The organism is Capsulimonas corticalis (assembly GCF_003574315.2).
GTDB classification, from domain to species: Bacteria; Armatimonadota; Armatimonadia; order Armatimonadales; family Capsulimonadaceae; genus Capsulimonas; species Capsulimonas corticalis.
Map to the genome: position 1 here is coordinate 289,178 of NZ_AP025739.1, position 16,532 is coordinate 305,709.

Genomic DNA, 16,532 nt, shown 5'->3' on the forward strand with positions numbered 1-16,532 from the left:
AAAAATGATGCAAACGATACCGCCTAAAAATCAACATGACTACAAAGAGAAGCGCCGATTCGGCCCGGTGGCCGGGATCTCCCTGGTGGCGATCTTGTTTGCTCTGGGTCTGATTCCCAAGCTGCGCAGCCACGCCGCGCTGGTCGCGGAATCGCATCAGCAGGCGACCGCCGCGCCGCCGGTCGAGGTCGTGACGACGCACATGGCGTCGGACGATAACCTGTCGCTCTCCGGCGATGTCCAGGCGATCTCCGCGACATCCGTTCAGGCCCGCGCCAGCGGGTATGTCGCCAAGCTGTATGTGGACATCGGTTCGCACGTCAAAGCCGGGCAGGTCCTGGCCGACATCGAATCGCCCGACGCCGACCAGCAGGCCGCGCAGGCGAACGCGGACACCGCCAAATCGCGGGCGACGGTCGGCCAGTCCGTCGCCAATGTCGCCAAGTCCGAGGCGGGCGTCGCCCAGAGCCAGTCCGAGTTGGTGCGCCAGAAGGCGGCGATCAAGCAGGCCCAGGCGGCCGTCGCGGGAGCGAAGGCGAAAGTCGCCCAGGCCCAGGCGGAGGCGTCCGGCGCGAAGGCGAAGCTGTCCCAGAGCAAGCACGCCGTCGAAACGCAGAACGCCAGTCTGGCCCAGGCCGTCAGCCAGTACGACTTAGCGCAGGTCACCGCCAAGCGCTACGGCGCTCTGCTGAAGGACGGCTTTGTCGCCCAGCAGGACTACGATCAGGCGGCGGCGACGCTGAAAACGACGGCCGCCAACGTGCAGGCCGCCCAGGCCAACATCCATGCGGCCCAGTCCGACGTCACGGCGTCGGAGCAGGGCGTGGCCGCCGCGAACTCCGTGGTGGACGCCGCCCGGTCGGATGAGGACGCCGCGCAGGCCAATGTCGCGGCCGCCGTCGCGAATTACCAATCGCTGCTCACCAACGTCAGCGCGTCCCGCGCCACGGTGCAGGCGAGCCAGGCCGATGTCGCCGCCAGCCAGGCGGCCGTCAGCTCCAGCGAGGCCAACGCGCGCCGCTACGCGGTGCTCAGCTCGTTCAAACGAGTCGTCGCGCCGTTCGACGGCGTGATTACGGCGCGCAACGTGGACATCGGTTCGCTGGTGACGCCAGGAACGAACATCACCGGCAGCTCGACCACGCCCACCAGCGGCCTCTTTGGGATCGCCCGGACGGACACCCTGCGCATCTTCGTGAACCTGCCGCAGACGTACTATCAGTCGATCAAGCCCGGCTCCAAAGCGAAGGTCTTCATTCAGGAGCTGCCGAACACCCCCTTCGAGGGCACGGTGCAGCAGTCGTCGGGCGCCCTGAACTCCGGAAGCCGCACTCTGCTGACGGAGGTCCGGCTGCCGAACCCCGGCGGCGTGCTCCTGCCCGGCATGTACGCGCAGGTCCAGCTTCCCACCGGCAGCGGCAACGCCACCCTGCGCGCCCCCGCCGACGTGCTGAAGGTGGACGCGCAGGGCGTTCGCGTCGCCGTGGTGGATTCGCAAATGCGCGTTCATTTCCGCAATGTGACGCTGGGGCGCGACTTCGGCGCCGAGGTCGAGATCGTTTCGGGAATCGGCCCCGCCGATCGCTTGATCGCCAATCCTTCCGACGACTTGAAGGACGGCGGGAAGGTCAATGTCGTGGCGGGAGGACCTGCCCAGTGATCGTGATCTCCTCGCTCTATCTCGCCGCCGCCCTGCTCGGCCAGCCCGTCCTGGCGGCGGACACGGCGGCTGCTCCGCCGATCACCGCCGACACGCCCGTCACCGCCGACGCTCCGGTGATTATCGGTCCGCCGCCGCGCGTCCAGGATCCGAGCATCCCGCCGCCCGTCACGACCCCGCCGCCGGACGCCGTGAACGCCGATGTCGCCGGCGCGCCGCTGACCGCCGACGAAGCCGCGCGCATCGCCCTGCGGCTTCAGCCGTCACTGGGCGACGCCACCGGCGCGGCCCAATCCGCGCGTGGCCGCACACAGGAGGCCAAGTCCGCCCAGAACCCGCAAGTGATCGCCGGCGCGGGCTTCGACACCGTCAGCAAAATATCCGGCGACGCAACGGGAGTTTTGACCGCGCCCACCGGCGCGACGTCGGCCGGCGTATCGCCGACTTACAAATACTCGACATCGATCGCCCTGCGCCAGCTTCTTTACGATTTCCATCAGACGCGCAATCTCGTCCGCCAGAACCGCAGCCTGACGGAAGCGGCCGAAGCAAACGTCACCCGTTCGCAGCAGGACCTCGTCCTGACCGTAAAGACCAATTTCTATAACTACGCCAACGCCCAGCGTTTGTCTGACGTGAACGCGCAGAACGTCGCCAACCGGCAGCGCCAGCTCGACCTCGCCAGCTCACGCCTGCGCAACGGCATCGGCCTTCCCAGCGACGCCGTTACCGCCGAAACGTCCAAATCGCAGGCCATCCTTGCCCTGAACGTGGCGCGCGACAACGCCGAGCAGGCCCGCGTCACCCTGCTGCAATCCATGGGCGTCGATCCGCTCACGCCGATCACGCCGGCGGACACGTCGGAAACAGCCCCGGCGAGCGATGACGTGAAGGCGCTGATTCAGACCGGCCTGCGCGCCCGTCCCGAAGTGCGGGCCGCCGAGCGCACACTGGCGGAGTCGCGTTATGGACTGGGAGCCGCCAAGGCGCTCAATCTCCCTTCCCTCTACGCCACGGTCGGCGCTGGCGCGGCTGGCAACGACTTCCCGCTCAAGCAAAACGTCAGCACGATCGGCGTGGGCGTGCAGTTCCCCTTGATCGACGGCGGTCAGCGCTCTGGCGCCGTGCAGGCCGCCAACGGCCAGATCACGACCGCCCAGGCCGACTACGACGCCGCCGTTCTGAACGTGCGAACCCAGGTCGCATCGGCGTACCTCGGCCTCGCCAGCGCCGAGCAGCGCGTAAGCATCGTCAGCGCCGAAGTCGCCAACGCCCGCGAAGGCGTCCGAATCGCCGAAGGCCGCTACGGCGCGGGCCTGGGATTATTCCAGGACATCACCACGGCCCAGGGCTTGCTGCTAACGGCGCTCACCGACCAATCGACCGCGCAGAACGCGCTCAACCTCGCGCGAACGAACCTGCGGCGCGCGATCGGGGAAACGCTTTCGCGGTGAAAGGGACTCGTCCCGGCGCGCCGCGCTTGGGCCGGCGGTAGGTTTGTAAAGAGCAATGGCCGGCGATTGATATCGCCGGCCATTACTCTTTACGAAAGCAGATAAAACTCCATCGCCGCCGATGATGTTTAACCTGCCGGGGGAGGCGCGGTGCTGGCGCGGATGATCAGTTCGACGGGGAGGGTGACGCGGCATTCGGAGGCCGGGGCGCCTTCGAGGAGGCGGCTGATCAATTGGCCGGCGAGCTGTCCGACCTCCTGGGCCGGCTGGCGCACTGTGGTGAGGCCCGGAGAGTTGGCGGCGGCGGGGCAGTCGTCGAAACCCACGACGGAGATGTCTTCCGGCACGCTCTTGCCGCACAGCTTGAGCGCTTCGATCAATGGGAAGGCCGAGGCGTCGTCGCCAGCGATAATCGCCGTCGGCGGCTTCGGCAGCGCGATCAGCATACGGCAGACTTCCTCGAAGTCCGAGATCCAGTCGTCCGGGATCACGCTCAAGGCTGAGTCGTAGGGGAGACCATGCCGCTCCAGGCTGCTCACATAGGAGGCGTAACGCTCGGCGGCGTCGGGGGTCATCATGGCGCCGCAGAAGACGATCCGGCGATGTCCCAACTCCACCAGATGGTCCACGGCGGCGGCGACGCCGGCGGCGTTGTCGATCGTGACGGAGCCGGTTGAGTCGGGAACGTCGCCATTGTAGAGCACGACCAGCGGCAGGCCTGCGTTGGCGAGCATGGCGACGGCTTCGGGCTTGACGGTTGTCGGCCCGAGGATCAATCCGTCAACACGGCCATCGAGAAATGTCGCCGGGGTTAACGCCGGAAACTGGTTCGGCTTATCGGAATAAAGCAGCAGATCCCGGCCGCTGCCCGCCACGCCGTCGGCCACTCCCTTGAGCAAAGGCAGCGTGATATCGTTGACGGCGCCGATCTGCACCGGCCACGCGAAGACGCCAATGGTATGGGTCTGCCCCCGCTGCAAAGAACAGATGAGCGCGTTCGGCGTAAAATTCAGTTCTTCGGCCGCCTGAAGCACGCGCTGGCGCGTGCCGGCTTTGAGCTGGCCCTTGTTGTTCATCGCCTTGGAGGCGGTTCCCACGGAAACGCCCGCGCGCGCGGCGACGTCCCGGATTGTTGTGAGTGCTCTAGCTATGGCCTGCGCCCTCCACGAAAAACATTGTTTTCTCATTCTATGCCATAAACGGCGCCACTGTCAAGTAATTCGACGATACCATCGCATTTCTTCAATAAACCGGTTACATAACCGGTAATTCATCGACTGATTTGTCCTGCGACGGTCCAAATGGCGGATAAACGCTTCGGTCTTGTTGTACCAAAACTTAACCATCCGTTCGGAGTTTCAGGGAATGATCGATCATTTTTCAGAAACCATGTTTCTGAAAAATGACGACTTTCCCCTCTTCGGCCTGTATAATGACGATATCATGTCCAATATCCACGAAGTCGCCCGCCACGCCGGCGTCTCGCCGGCGACTGTGTCCCGAACGTTCCGCACCCCGGAGCTGATCGCTCAGCAGACCCGGCGGCGCGTGCTGCGCGCCGCCGACACGCTCAACTATCAGCCAAGGGTGCGCGCCGCCGGCTTGGAAGCCGACACTCACTCCGAAAGCGTGACGGCGGCGATCGGCTTTCTGCTGTTCACCGAGGATCCCGACAGCGGGGAGATCGACGAGTTCTACGCGCCGATTCTCATGGGCGCGCAGGCGGAGGCGGACCGGTTTGGGATGCATTTGATTTTGCGGACGGCGTCCCGGTTCGAGCCGCCCCGAGAGACGCACAGGCCGGGCGCTCCCGCCACGCTCGCGGGATCGCTGCTGGTGGGTTCGGCGGAGCCGGAGGCGCTGGCCGCGCACGACTGTCAGTCGCGGATCGCCGTGCTGGTGGACAACCGGGATCGGACGGGGCAGCGCGACTGTGTCGTCAGCGACTGCTTCGGCGGCATGCAGGCCGCCGTCCAGCATCTGCTGGACCTGGGGCGGAGGCGGATCGCGATCGTGGAGGATGTGGCCGAAGACCACCGGCGCCGCGAGCGGCTTCAGGGATATCGCCACGCGCTCTGGGAAGCGGGGATTTCCCCGCCGCTCCAATGGATCGTCTCCGCGCCGCCCAGCGCCGGCCTCACTCCTTACTTCAAGCTGCTGGACACGCCGGCCCGGCCGACGGCGATCGCCGTCGCCAGCGACGCCAGCGCTCTCGCGGCGCTCGCCGCCTGCCGGGCTCTGGGACTGTGCGTTCCGCATGACATCAGCATCGTCAGCTTCGACGACACCGCGCTCAGCCGGCAGTCCTATCCCGCCCTCACCACGGCGCGCGTCAACAAGGCGCAGATGGGACGCCTCGCCGTCCGCCAATTGGCCGCCCGGATCCGAGAAGCCGAGGAAAACGTCGATCCGCTTCCCTGCTCCGCCATCGTCGTCCCCATGTCGCTCATCGTGCGCGCCTCCACCGGCCGGGCGCTCGGTGAGGACGCCGCCTCAGGTCACCCCCGTCCGGATTAACCGCGCAGGAGTTCCCGGAGACGGCGTCGAACCGCTTCCCGCCGCAGCATACGGGCGAAGAAACGCCCGCAACGCCGGCGAAAGGACGAATTATGGGAACATGGGGCGCGGGAAACTTCGACAGCGACGGCGCGCTGGATTATATCAGCGGCGTCGTGGACGATCTGGAAGGCAAGATCGAGGACATACTGACCGACGAGGACCGCAGCGCGCTGGATGAAGAGGGCGAAGGCGTGCTCGTCCCCAGCGTCGCCATCCTCTCGGCGCTGCATGAAACCGTTCAGGCGCCCACGCCCGAACCCGCCGTCGTCGCCCGCTGGCGCGCGCAGTATCTCGCGATCTACGACGGGCAGATCGACGATCTGGATCCCGACGACGGCTACAAGGACGAGCGCCGCCAGGTCATCCAAAGCACCTTCGACAAGCTGGAAACCCAGGCGCAGGCGTTCTGGAGCATCGCCGTGGAATAGGCGCCGCGACTCGCTAAGAACAGCCCCGGAGACCGATGGTCTCCGGGGCTGTTCCCATTCTCATTTCACGGACCGATCTCGGCTAGGGAGCCAGCGTCAAGGCGATGACCTTGATGTTGCCGTCGTTCGGCAGCGTGACGCTTTTGACCGTCTTGCTGCTGGTGATCGCGAAGGAGTATCCGTAGAGGTTCCCCTGGTTATTGTCCTGCGCGCCGTTGGAGGCGTTGCGATACGCCTGAACCATCGCGACGGACTCGCCGGTATAGCTTTGCGGCGCGTACCAATCACTCACTCCCTGCGTGATCGTGGTCGTCGAGTTGTCGGTATAGGTCACCGTGAATGTCTTCGACGCCTGGCTGCCGTTTTCGGCGGTCGCCAGCATGCGCAGAGTGGAGAACGAGCCCGACGGAAGCGTGATCGTCTGTCCGGAGCAGGTGACGACATTCGACGCGTTGGCCGCGCCGATGGTGAACGGCGTACCGTTCCATGTCACCGACGTTCCAATTAGATTGGAAGAGTAGGCGTAACCGCCGCCGTCCAAACCGCCGGTAGCGAAGGACGTTCCGTCCGTGTAAATTCCGGCGAGATTATATGCCGAGGAGAGGCTGACCGGCGCCGGCGCGGCCTTCACGGTCAGCGCGATCGTGACGGTGTGCGATGTCCCGCCGGAAGTCCCCGTCACGGTCACGGTCTTCGCGCCCAATGTCGCGGCGCTGCTGGCGGTCAACGTCAGCAGACTTGTCCCGGTGGTGCTGGATGGACTGAACGAGGCGGTGACGCCCGTGGGAAGTCCGGACGCCGTCAGACTGACGCTGCTGTTGAATCCCGTGGTGGAGACCACGGAAATCGTGCTCGCGGCGCTCGCGCCGCGCAGCACTGTCAGGGTCGAGGGGGACGCCGACAGACTGTACGTCGCGGAGGTCGGCGCCTTCACGAGCGCCATTGCGAAGACGACGACATTGCGGTTACCGGGCAGCGTGATGCTCTTTACGGTTTTCGCGGTGTTGAGCGGGAAGCTGTAGCCGTAAACGTATGGGCGCGCGCCGTCCTGCGCGCCGTCGCCCGCGTTGCGGTAAGCCAGCGGCCCTGCCACGATCGCCTCGCCCGGCTGACTGGAGGGTCCCGTCCAGTCGCTCATGCTCTGCGTGAAGCTGGCGGTCGAATTGTCCGTATAGGTCACCACGAACGTCTGCGACGTTTGCGCGCCATTGACGGCGGACGCGAGCAGATCGATCTTCGCGAACGATCCCGAGGGCAGAGTCACGGTGGCGCTGCTGACGGTATCGAGCGCGTTCGCGGGGCCAAAGGAGAAGGTCACGCCGGACCACGCCATCGAGGAGCCAAGCAGCGTGGACGAGTAAGCATAGCCGTCGGTGTCGAAGCCGCCGGTCGTGAAGGTCGTCCCGTTCGTATAGATCCCGTTGACGTTATAGGCTGAAGTGAGGCTGACCGCCGTGACGGCGCCGGTCGTCGGCTTGATGGTGACGGGAACATAGGTCACATGGATCAGCGTCCCCGTGATTCCGGTCACTTTGACGAACGCCGTTCCCGGCGTCGCCGTGCTGCTCGCCGTCAGCGTCAGCGTGCTCGTGCTGGTCGTGGACGATGCGCTGAGCGGCGCCGTGATTCCGGACGGCAGCGTTCCCACGGTGAGATTGACGCTCGATGTGAATCCGTTCAGAGCGTTGACCGTAACCGTGCTCGTTCCCGAGCCGCCTTGCGAGACGGTCGCCGGCGAGGAGGTCAGGCGGAAATTCGCGGTCGTCCCGCCCGCAAGATCGGTCACGAGATTCGCCACGATCGGCGAACCCCATCCTGTCGCAAGGTCGAATCCAGGGACGGCGTTATAGGCCCCATTGCTCCCGGTCGCCGTATCGTGGAAGTCGTTGGTGTAGTTCGCCCCGGTCCCAATGGCGTAGACCGCGGGATTGATGAAGCCGATCGTTCCCAGACCGTTGGCGGCGCGCTGCTGATCGACAAGCGCCGTGATGGCGGCCCAGATCGGCGCGGCGCCGCTCGTACCGCCGATGCCGCCCCACGCGCCGTTGTTATAAAAAGAAAAAGGAGAGTACGGGTCGGCGACACAGGAAACATCGGGACCGTTGCGCATGGTGGTCGAGCCGCCGTTCGTCGCCATGCTCACGCTCTTTTGATAGGAGGGGATTGACCACTCGACGCTCGTTCCGCCGCCGCTGCCGCCCCACGCCGGTTCGGTCAGCCAGGAGTTATCCGGGTTGGTGTTCAGGTGGGCGCCGCCGACGCTCGTGATAAAGGGATCGTCCTGCGGATGCTGCCCGCCCGACCATGACCCGCCGTCGCCGGAAGCGACGAAGAACGACTGCCCCTGCGCCGCCATTTGTTTGTAGACCTGGTCTTCCGCCTGATCGGTTCCGTCGCCCCATCCGAGCGAGCAGCTCACGACTTTCGCCCGGTTGTCCGTCGCGATCTTGTTGGCGATGCTCAGGCCCGAGTCGCCGATGTAGACGATCTCCTTGGCCGCGCCCGACGCGACCGCGATCTGCATCTCGATGTCGAGCGTCGTCTCACCGGACTGGCCCTGGTTCGCGGCCGTTTTGCTGTCGAAATAGACGTTCTCCAGCGGCACGCCCGGCAGGCCATAGTAACTTTCGTAAGTCGTAATATCGCTGGTCAGGTACCCCGTGTTTTGGAACACTCCCATCGTCACGCCCGCCCCCGTGAGCGTGCTGGGGATATCGTACGCCTGTCGGAAATCGCTCGGGGAGAAACCCTGGTTCCCCGTCGCCGCGCGCGGCGACGGACGAAACGCCGCCTTGCCGGACACACGAAGCGGCGTGACGGGCGCCATGGGCAGATGGTGGAGCGGGTTCGCCGTATCGAGACCGCCCACGCAGAGCAGGTTCACGGGACAATCGTCGTCGACGGCCGGCGGCCGATCGGGGCCATGGAACTGGCTGCCGTCGGAACGCTGATAGACCACCTCGTTCACATGAAACGTCCGCTCCACGCTGCCGGACGGCGCCGAGACGCCGAGCACGGTCCGATTGGAAAACGTCTGCGTCACCGTCATTCCGTGGGACTGCGCGTACCCGATCAGGTTCTGGTAGTCCGCCGGCGTCGGCCCAAACTGGGCGGCGAAATCCGAGCTCGTCAGAAAATGATGGTAGCGCGGGCTGGAGGGGTCGTACAGGTCTTGCAGCAGTTTGTCGAGCTGCGCGGTGTTGCGCAGCGGAAGCGCGAGCGTCAGCCGCAGCGGGGTCGAAGGCGGAAGGTAACTCGCCAGCAGCGCATTATTAGCCGCGGCGGCGATGTGGCCGTTGGACTGGCCCGCCAGCGCATGCGGAGCCGCGCACGCCGGGGCCACGCTGAGGGCCGCGAGGGCGGCCGACAGACACATTTTCCAGGGGGCTGAAGCGATCATTGTCATCTCCTCTTTGCGAGTAACCTTGCAACGATAGCGAGAGCATCCGGCTTACTTGCTCTCCCCATTGCGCCTTATACTTGCCGTTTGTATAATTTGCGTCATAAGCAAATCAAGGAAAAATCAGATTGCCGCAGCCGCCGTCTCGCCAGATGAGAATTTCACAACTCCGCTCCTCAAAAATATTCGCCGCCGGATACGCCCCGCCCCTTGCCTGGTAAAATAAACCCAGAAGAGAACGGATTCGGCGTCAGGAGTTTTGCGATGTCTCACCAAATTACCATTTACGATGAAACCCTGTCCGGCGAGCGCACGCCCTCGCTGAGCCTCGACTTGATGTCCTCCACCATCACCCTGCGCGAACTGATCCGCCGCCGGGTCTATGAAGAGGTCCAGGACTACAACGCCTCCACCCCCGAGTACTTCCAAGGCTTCGTCCAGCCCACCGACGCCGAACGCGCGCTCAACGGCTACCGCGTCAAGGAACGCCGCCGCATCGACTGGGAGACGCAATATAATCGCGCCATCCAATCATTCCTCGGCAACGGCTTCTTCGTCCTGATCGACGACCGGCAGATTGAAGATCTGGACACCGAAATTCAGCTCAAGCTCAAAACGCAAGTCAGCTTCGTCAAACTCGTACCGCTGGTCGGCGGATAGAGGGAGGACCAAGTCATGAACTTATGGGATACCATCAAGCAGTATATCTCCGAGACTCAAGACGCCGACCGCTTTGGTGAGGATATTCCCCTCTATCCGGAGGCGAAGCGTTCCGTCGACTGCTACCATCAAGAAATGAAGAGGCAGCAACTTTGGCGTCTCGACTGCCGGGATAATGAGAGCGCTCGAGATATCCTGAATGCCGCCCCTCAGTTCCAGATTGCCGCGCTGTCCGCGGCGCTGCATATGACGATTTCCGCGGAACGCCGTCGGGATTACCAAAATTCATATCGCCTGCGTCCTCTGATGAGCGCTATTCTGCGCCGGACGCTCCCGTATACGGAGGGAGACCTCCTGCGTCTCATCCGATTTGCCCCGGAAATGACAGGGCAAATACAGCTTGGGATCGGCCGTGCGATCACCGCATACTCTGGATCGGAACCGCTGACGGCTCCGATCCGCGAGGCCCTGGAAGCTTGGGCGACGGCTCCGCCGGGCCGTTACGGCGGCGCGGAGGAGGCAAAGGTCAAGATTAAAGTAAAGAACATGCTTGAGGGATCGGTGCATGCTCCTCTGCAAGGCGGTGAGCCATGGGGCGACGGCGTGCGAGCGGATTTGAACGAGATGTCCACGACTGAAAGCCAGAAATGGCATGCGCTGCTGTCGCATGCGATGACATCGGAAGCCGCCAAGCCGTCCGGGAAATGGCTGAAGCAGCTTCAGCCACGGATAGATGCGCTCGGCCACGATGTGTATTTGAAGCAGATGAGGTCGTGGATCGCGCGATTTCGCGCCAACCATTTGCCGCCAATCGCGGGGGCGGACGATTACGAACGTTATATGGAGGCGACGCGTCTTTCAGCCCTGCTCGTTCACAACTACGCGGCTTTGAAGGGCATGGTCTGGGGCTGCCAATTGATCGATGACGCCGAAGTCCCACCGATCCTGGGGGATCTTGCCGACCACGCCCTGCGCAAAATCCCCGGGCATGGGCCGAAGTCGGCCAAAGTCGGCAACGCCTGCATTGTGACGCTGGGCGCGATGTCCGGCATGGCGCCGGTGGCGCAGCTCAGCCGGCTAAAGCGCAAGGTCAAATACGCGGCGTCGCAGGGGATGATTGAGACAGCGCTGGCGGAGGCGGCGGCGCGGGCCGGGCTGCCGCCGGAGGATCTGGAGGAGCTTGCCACGCCGACATTTGGACTGGACGAATCCGGCCGGCGGCGTGAGGAGCTGGGAGAGCACTTCGCCGAACTTGCCATCACGCCGAGCGGTCATGCGGAGCTGATCTGGACGGACAAAGACGGTAAGACGCTGAAGGCGCCGCCCGCTGAGGTCAAGAAGAACCACGCGGAGACGCTCAAAGAGCTCAAGGCAGCCGTTACCGAGATGGGGAAGTCCTTGCCCGCCCTGCGCGACCGTTTGGAAGGGCTGCTGCTCACCGAACGTTCGTGGACCCTCGGCGATTGGCGCGAGCGCTATGCGAATCATCCCGTCATGGGCGCGTTCGCCCGCCGTCTGATCTGGAGCTTCGAGGAGGGCGGCCGTACGGCGCTGGGGATCTGGCGTGCGGAAACGCTCGTGGACGAGACCGGCCGGCCGCTGGGACCGCTCCCGGAGAACACCATTGTCCGCCTCTGGCATCCGCTGGGATCGACTCCGGAAACGGTGCTGGCCTGGCGGCGCTGGCTGGAGACAAACAGCGTCGCGCAGCCGTTCAAGCAGGCGCACCGGGAGATTTATCTCCTTACCGACGCCGAGATCGCGACGGCGACTTACTCCAACCGATTCGCCGCGCACATCCTCCGGCAGCATCAGTTCCAGGCGCTTTGCCGCGAGCGCGGCTGGCGCTACCAGCTTCAAGGGATCGGATTTGACGGCGGGAACACGCCGACGCTGACCAGGCATGGCCTGCGCGTCGAATTCTGGGTGGAGGTCGCGGAGGACCAAACGCTGTCCGAGTCCGGGATCAGCCTGCATGTCTCCACGGACCAGGTCCGTTTTTACAACGACCGAGGCGATTTGCTGCCCCTCGCCAACGTTCCGCCGCTCCTGTTCAGCGAAATCATGCGCGATGTCGATCTGTTCGTCGGCGTGTGCAGCATCGGCAACGATCCCAACTGGCAAAACGGCGGCGGTCACGACGCCTACTGGAGCCACTTCTCCTTCGGCGACCTCACCGCCACGGCCCAAACCCGCCGCGACGTCCTCAGCCGTCTCCTCCCGCGCCTGAAAATCGCCGCCCAGTGCACGCTCGACGGCAAGTTCCTGCGCGTTCAAGGCTCTCTGAGAACCTATAAAATCCATCTCGGCAGCGGCAACATTTTGATGGAGCCGAACGATCAATACCTCTGCATCGTGCCCGATCGCCACAAGGACGCGAAGACCAGCGCCGACGTCTTTCTGCCTTTCGAAGGCGACCACCTGCTGGCGATTATCCTCAGCAAGGCGTTTTTGCTGGCAAGCGATGATACGATTAAAGATTTGACGATTTTGAGCCAGGTCCGGCGATAGTTCAGCTGTAGCTTCAATTTAAAGAGGCCGAAAGCCGCCGGTGATGGATGCGTGCAGCAAATACGGCCGGCGGTTAAAACCGCCAGCCGCTTCCGCCATTTCCGCATATACGGATTGCATCACTAAATATTAACCAACACATCACGCCTCCGCGCGCTTCTCCCCCACCAGCACCATATTCGTCACCGGCCATGGCAGCGGCGCCCCGTCCATGTCCTCTAGACGCACGTGTCCCGTGAAGATATTCGCGACGCGCCATTCGTTCACATAAGGCTGCGAGGCGGGATGGAGGGCGAACCCGGCGGCGGTGAGTTCGCGTTTCCAATCGTCGAAGGCCCAGAAGCCGAACTCTTCGTGCATCTCGGACGCCCAGTTGTCCGTGTACTCCATCTTTGTGATGAACTCCATCGCGTCGCGCAGGGGCAGACGGAACTGCGGCGCGTCGCCATGGGCGTCTGCGATGGAGTCGTGATGGAGGGGGCGCGGCGAAAAGTCGTGCTGGAATTTCAGAAAGCGGCTGTAGGTCGAAAGCTCGTGGGCGGGCGTGTCCAGATATTCGGGCGTGGTCCGGCCGTCGGAGGCGCTGCACCAGAGCTGGACGATGTTGTCGGCGCCGCTGGGGCCGACGACATCGCGGATCACCAGGCGGCCGTCGCGGCGAAGCTGCTTGTGCTTGTCGCGCAGATAACTGCGGACACTTTCGGCGCGGCGGCCGTAGCTCCAGAGCTCGTGCAGGGTCGAGTTGCAGATCACGGTGTCGCTGGTGTTCGCCTGCGAATCTGAGACGGGCGTGGTCAGGTTCTGCTGCTTGAAGAAGACAAAGGCGTTGCCAAATGCGCCGGCGCGCTTCCATTCGTGGGCGCGGGCGAGCATTTCGGCCGAAAGATCGACGCCGATGATATCGCTGTCGGGGTAATCGCGCACGATCCGGCTGATCAGCGCGCCGTCGGCGCAGCCTTCGTCCACGATCTTGCCGGGGACGATGTAGTCCTTGATGGCCTGGTACTTCAGATCGATGACTTCCGCCATCGTCGATGCGTAGGTGTTGTAATCCCGCGTCTCCGTCAGGTCTCCGTCTTCGGTCAGAATGGGGTCGTTGTAAAGCCGGACGATCCGCGCTCCGGCTTCGGGAAGGTCGGAAAACACCGTGCGGGCGCTCGCGCTCAGTCCCAGCGATTCCAGGCCGATCTCCCCGGTCCCAATCTGCCGCACCAGATCCGTCGGCACTTCGCGCAGATAGCGCTGGCCGGCCATGTCGTATTCGGCGGGCAGCACGGCGTAGCCCAATGTTTGGAAGGCGGCGATCACAGGCGGCGTTGACGACAGCACGACGGTGTTGTCCGGCGTAAGGTCTAACGCGCAGTCGGTCTGTTCGGCGATCTCTTTAAGCATCAGCGCCGAGAACTTATCCGTCGGCTGATAGTGCGGAATTCCGACGATATGGAAGTTCACGCCATACTTGCGCTTCCACTGGCGCGCGAACTCATAGATCACGATCGACCGCAGCTCAAACGGCAGCGGATTATAGCGGCTGTTGCTTTTGTTGCTGGAGGTCACCGCGAACACAAGATCCGTCACGCGCCCCGCCGGCGCATCGCCCAGGAGATCCGGCAAGCCGGCGATCTCCTGCCCAAGGATACGATCCAAATACTCTTCCTGAAACTGCGTCGTGACAATATGGCGGCCGGGAAACAATAGGTACATGCAAAGATCTCCAAGAGACAGCAGAGGTTAGCGGCGCTGTTGATAAGGACGTGTGATTGCCTCGGAAACTTTACCCGAAAATGCTGCGCTGTATGCTATGCTTATTATGTCGACCCCACACAAGGAGACTTCCATGAAAACCACAATCACCGCAATTCTCGCCGTTTGCGTTCTTTCCGCCTCCGCATTCGCCGCAACGCCCAAGGCGCCGGTCGCCAAGAAGATGGCCGCGACGACGATGACCTGCCCGGCGTGCAAGATGCCGATGCCGATAAAGAAGTCCGCCGCGACCCCGGTCCCGGTTAAAATCGGCGCCAAGACCTACTACTGCTGCGCCGGATGCCCGGCCGGCAAGGAAGCCATGGCCGCTTCCGCCAAGAAAATGCCGAAGATGGGCGCCAAGAAGCACACGATGTAATCGCCGGCGAGCGGGTCTGGATCAATATTTTCCAGACCCGCGCCTCCGATTGCGCCAGGTATAATAGGGCGTCGCCGTTTTGGATGGCGCCCTAATTCCCCGCGATTGGAGACTCTCGGCATGACGACCGAATTCAGCGCCCCGCGCTATCCTGGGCCGGTGTCCGCCGCGATGCTGGAAGAGCTTCCCCGGTATGTCATCGCGGATCCCTATCCCTTTGTCCTCGATCTTCCCAACTGCGAAGGCATGTGGCTCGCCACCGTGGACGGCCAGCGCCTCTTCGACTGGGCCGGGTACTTCGGCTCGAAGCTTATCGGACACAACCACCCCCGCCTCTACGAGCAGGATTACGTTACGCGACTCGTCTGCGCCGCGAACAACAAAGTCGCGAACCCCGATTTCCTGACGCCCGAATGCCTAGACTACTATCGGCTGCTGCACCGGATCGCCCCCGAGTCCATGCGTAACCCATTGCTGGAGGTGTACGCCGTGAACTCGGGCGCCGAAGCGGTCGAGAATATGATGAAATATCTTGTCGCCCGATTCAACGCCAAGCGGCGGGCGCAGGGCAAAGAGATCACCGGCAAGCGCTTCTTATACTTCGACAACGCCTTCCATGGGCGGACGGTGTTCGCGCTCGCCGTCACGCAGACGGTGGACCCCGTCGCCACCAAGGACTTTCACGGGCTCACCATCGGCGGCAACATCCAGATTCCGTTCCCGGCGATCAACACGTCCGAACCGGACGAATGGAATCGGGACAAACAAAAGCGCTCTCTGGATATGATCGAGACGGTGCTGGAGCAGATGGCGCACGAGATCGTCGGAATCCTCGTCGAGCCGATCCAGGGCGCCGGCGGTCACCGAGTCGCCACAAAAGAGTTCTTCCAGGAGCTTTCTCGCCTGGCCCACAAACACGACGTCTATCTGGCGTTCGACGAAGTCCAGACCAGCCTCGGACCGACCGGAAAGATCTTCGCCATCGACCACTTCGACCTGCCCCACCCGCCTATGGCGGTCGCGGTCGGCAAAAAGTTCGGCTGCGGCGCGGTCTATATGTACGAGCCTTTGGAAGATCTCGGCGTGCTGGATTCGACCTGGGGCGGCGCGCTCGCCGACATGGTGCGCGTGGTCCAGGAAGTGAAGATCGTGGAGGAAGAGGGCCTGATCGCCGCCGCCGCGCTGAAAGGCGAGCGCCTCGCCGCCGGCCTGCGCCGGCTCGCCGAGCAGCCCTCCCCCATCTACAACGTGCGCGGCATGGGCCTGTATCAAGGCTTCTCCCTGCGCTCGCCCGAAGCCAAGGCGCGGCTGATCAAACGGGCGCGCGAAAAGCACGACCTGCTGCTGCTCGGCGCGGGCCGCCGCTCGATCCGCACGAGGCCAAGCCTGTCCGTGACAAACGAGGACATCGATCGGTTTTTGGAGATGCTGGAGGATTTGTTGGGGGAGGACGGGGCGTAGGCCTCGGGTTCAGGCCCTATTCCCCCGCGCTAAAGCGCGAGGGAATAGGGACTAACCGAACCTAAAGCCCCATCGTCTCCCACTGCTCCAGGATCTCCATCGCCTGCCGCACGGTCTCGTACGCGGCGACCGCCGCTTCGCCGCGTTCGCCGGTGAAGTCGGCGGGCAGGCGGGAAAGATCGCCGCGCTGGATGGCGGCGATGCTTTCCGTCAGCCAGCGGTCCAGCTTTTCCCATTGCTCGTCGCGTGTCAGCGCGGGCTGGTTCGCCATGACGTG

Annotated in this window: 12 protein-coding genes; 8 read left to right on the forward strand and 4 right to left on the reverse strand. The window is 63.7% G+C overall.

Annotation, left to right across the window (positions count from 1 at the left end; translation table 11 throughout):
- Positions 1 to 4: 4 nt before the first annotated feature.
- Both D5261_RS01370 and D5261_RS01375 read left to right on the forward strand, forming a co-directional pair.
- A complete protein-coding gene (locus D5261_RS01370) occupies positions 5 to 1,660 on the forward strand; it encodes an efflux RND transporter periplasmic adaptor subunit (protein WP_119320163.1) in 1,656 nt (551 codons plus the stop codon).
- On the forward strand, positions 1,657 to 3,114 hold the full coding sequence (locus tag D5261_RS01375) for a TolC family protein (protein WP_119320164.1): 1,458 nt from the start codon (positions 1,657 to 1,659) through the stop codon (positions 3,112 to 3,114). The genes D5261_RS01370 and D5261_RS01375 overlap by 4 nt, the downstream gene beginning before the upstream one ends.
- A 128-nt stretch (positions 3,115 to 3,242) precedes the next feature.
- Here the strand turns inward: D5261_RS01375 and D5261_RS01380 are convergent, their stop codons facing one another.
- Complete coding sequence (locus D5261_RS01380) at positions 3,243 to 4,301, reverse strand: LacI family DNA-binding transcriptional regulator (RefSeq protein ID WP_119320165.1); 1,059 nt, start codon at positions 4,299 to 4,301, stop codon at positions 3,243 to 3,245.
- Positions 4,302 to 4,479: 178 nt separating this feature from the next.
- Here D5261_RS01380 and D5261_RS01385 point away from each other — a divergent pair, with 178 nt between their 5' ends.
- Both D5261_RS01385 and D5261_RS01390 read left to right on the forward strand, forming a co-directional pair.
- Complete coding sequence (locus tag D5261_RS01385; RefSeq protein WP_119320166.1) at positions 4,480 to 5,631, forward strand: LacI family DNA-binding transcriptional regulator; 1,152 nt, start codon at positions 4,480 to 4,482, stop codon at positions 5,629 to 5,631.
- A 92-nt stretch (positions 5,632 to 5,723) separates the two neighbouring features.
- On the forward strand, positions 5,724 to 6,101 hold the full coding sequence (locus D5261_RS01390) for a DUF4259 domain-containing protein (RefSeq protein ID WP_119320167.1): 378 nt from the start codon (positions 5,724 to 5,726) through the stop codon (positions 6,099 to 6,101).
- An 82-nt stretch (positions 6,102 to 6,183) separates the two neighbouring features.
- On the opposite strand, the gene D5261_RS01395 is transcribed toward D5261_RS01390, so the two are convergent.
- The gene (locus tag D5261_RS01395) at positions 6,184 to 9,501 is read right to left on the reverse strand and encodes a S53 family peptidase (RefSeq protein WP_165864000.1); all 3,318 of its coding nucleotides are present in this window, start codon (positions 9,499 to 9,501) and stop codon (positions 6,184 to 6,186) included.
- A gap of 264 nt (positions 9,502 to 9,765) precedes the next feature.
- Between D5261_RS01395 and D5261_RS01400 the strand changes: the two genes are divergently transcribed.
- Together D5261_RS01400 and D5261_RS01405 are read left to right on the forward strand one after the other, a co-directional pair.
- On the forward strand, positions 9,766 to 10,161 hold the full coding sequence (locus tag D5261_RS01400) for a hypothetical protein (protein WP_119320169.1): 396 nt from the start codon (positions 9,766 to 9,768) through the stop codon (positions 10,159 to 10,161).
- A gap of 15 nt (positions 10,162 to 10,176) precedes the next feature.
- Positions 10,177 to 12,672, forward strand: coding sequence for a DUF4132 domain-containing protein (locus D5261_RS01405; protein ID WP_119320170.1), 2,496 nt, complete (start codon positions 10,177 to 10,179; stop codon positions 12,670 to 12,672).
- Between the two features lie 141 nt (positions 12,673 to 12,813).
- Here the strand turns inward: D5261_RS01405 and D5261_RS01410 are convergent, their stop codons facing one another.
- Positions 12,814 to 14,376: a methyltransferase domain-containing protein gene (locus tag D5261_RS01410; protein WP_119320171.1), complete on the reverse strand. Its 1,563-nt coding sequence runs from the start codon at positions 14,374 to 14,376 to the stop codon at positions 12,814 to 12,816.
- A gap of 133 nt (positions 14,377 to 14,509) precedes the next feature.
- Between D5261_RS01410 and D5261_RS01415 the strand changes: the two genes are divergently transcribed.
- Complete coding sequence (locus D5261_RS01415) at positions 14,510 to 14,794, forward strand: hypothetical protein (protein WP_119320172.1); 285 nt, start codon at positions 14,510 to 14,512, stop codon at positions 14,792 to 14,794.
- 120 nt (positions 14,795 to 14,914) lie between these two features.
- The gene (locus D5261_RS01420; RefSeq protein ID WP_119320173.1) at positions 14,915 to 16,255 is read left to right on the forward strand and encodes an aspartate aminotransferase family protein; all 1,341 of its coding nucleotides are present in this window, start codon (positions 14,915 to 14,917) and stop codon (positions 16,253 to 16,255) included.
- A gap of 61 nt (positions 16,256 to 16,316) precedes the next feature.
- Here the strand turns inward: D5261_RS01420 and D5261_RS01425 are convergent, their stop codons facing one another.
- A complete protein-coding gene (locus D5261_RS01425) occupies positions 16,317 to 16,526 on the reverse strand; it encodes a hypothetical protein (RefSeq protein WP_119320174.1) in 210 nt (69 codons plus the stop codon).
- Positions 16,527 to 16,532 lie beyond the last annotated feature (6 nt).

Excerpts from the sequence above, each read along its gene's own strand:
- D5261_RS01370 (WP_119320163.1), top strand. The coding sequence starts at position 5 with ATGATGCAAACGATACCGCCTAAAAATCAACATGACTACAAAGAGAAG.
- D5261_RS01380 (WP_119320165.1), bottom strand. The coding sequence starts at position 4,301 with ATGAGAAAACAATGTTTTTCGTGGAGGGCGCAGGCCATAGCTAGAGCA.
- D5261_RS01385 (WP_119320166.1), top strand. The coding sequence starts at position 4,480 with ATGATCGATCATTTTTCAGAAACCATGTTTCTGAAAAATGACGACTTT.
- D5261_RS01390 (WP_119320167.1), top strand. The coding sequence starts at position 5,724 with ATGGGAACATGGGGCGCGGGAAACTTCGACAGCGACGGCGCGCTGGAT.
- D5261_RS01395 (WP_165864000.1), bottom strand. The coding sequence starts at position 9,501 with ATGATCGCTTCAGCCCCCTGGAAAATGTGTCTGTCGGCCGCCCTCGCG.
- D5261_RS01400 (WP_119320169.1), top strand. The coding sequence starts at position 9,766 with ATGTCTCACCAAATTACCATTTACGATGAAACCCTGTCCGGCGAGCGC.
- D5261_RS01405 (WP_119320170.1), top strand. The coding sequence starts at position 10,177 with ATGAACTTATGGGATACCATCAAGCAGTATATCTCCGAGACTCAAGAC.
- D5261_RS01410 (WP_119320171.1), bottom strand. The coding sequence starts at position 14,376 with ATGTACCTATTGTTTCCCGGCCGCCATATTGTCACGACGCAGTTTCAG.
- D5261_RS01415 (WP_119320172.1), top strand. The coding sequence starts at position 14,510 with ATGAAAACCACAATCACCGCAATTCTCGCCGTTTGCGTTCTTTCCGCC.
- D5261_RS01420 (WP_119320173.1), top strand. The coding sequence starts at position 14,915 with ATGACGACCGAATTCAGCGCCCCGCGCTATCCTGGGCCGGTGTCCGCC.
- D5261_RS01425 (WP_119320174.1), bottom strand. The coding sequence starts at position 16,526 with ATGGCGAACCAGCCCGCGCTGACACGCGACGAGCAATGGGAAAAGCTG.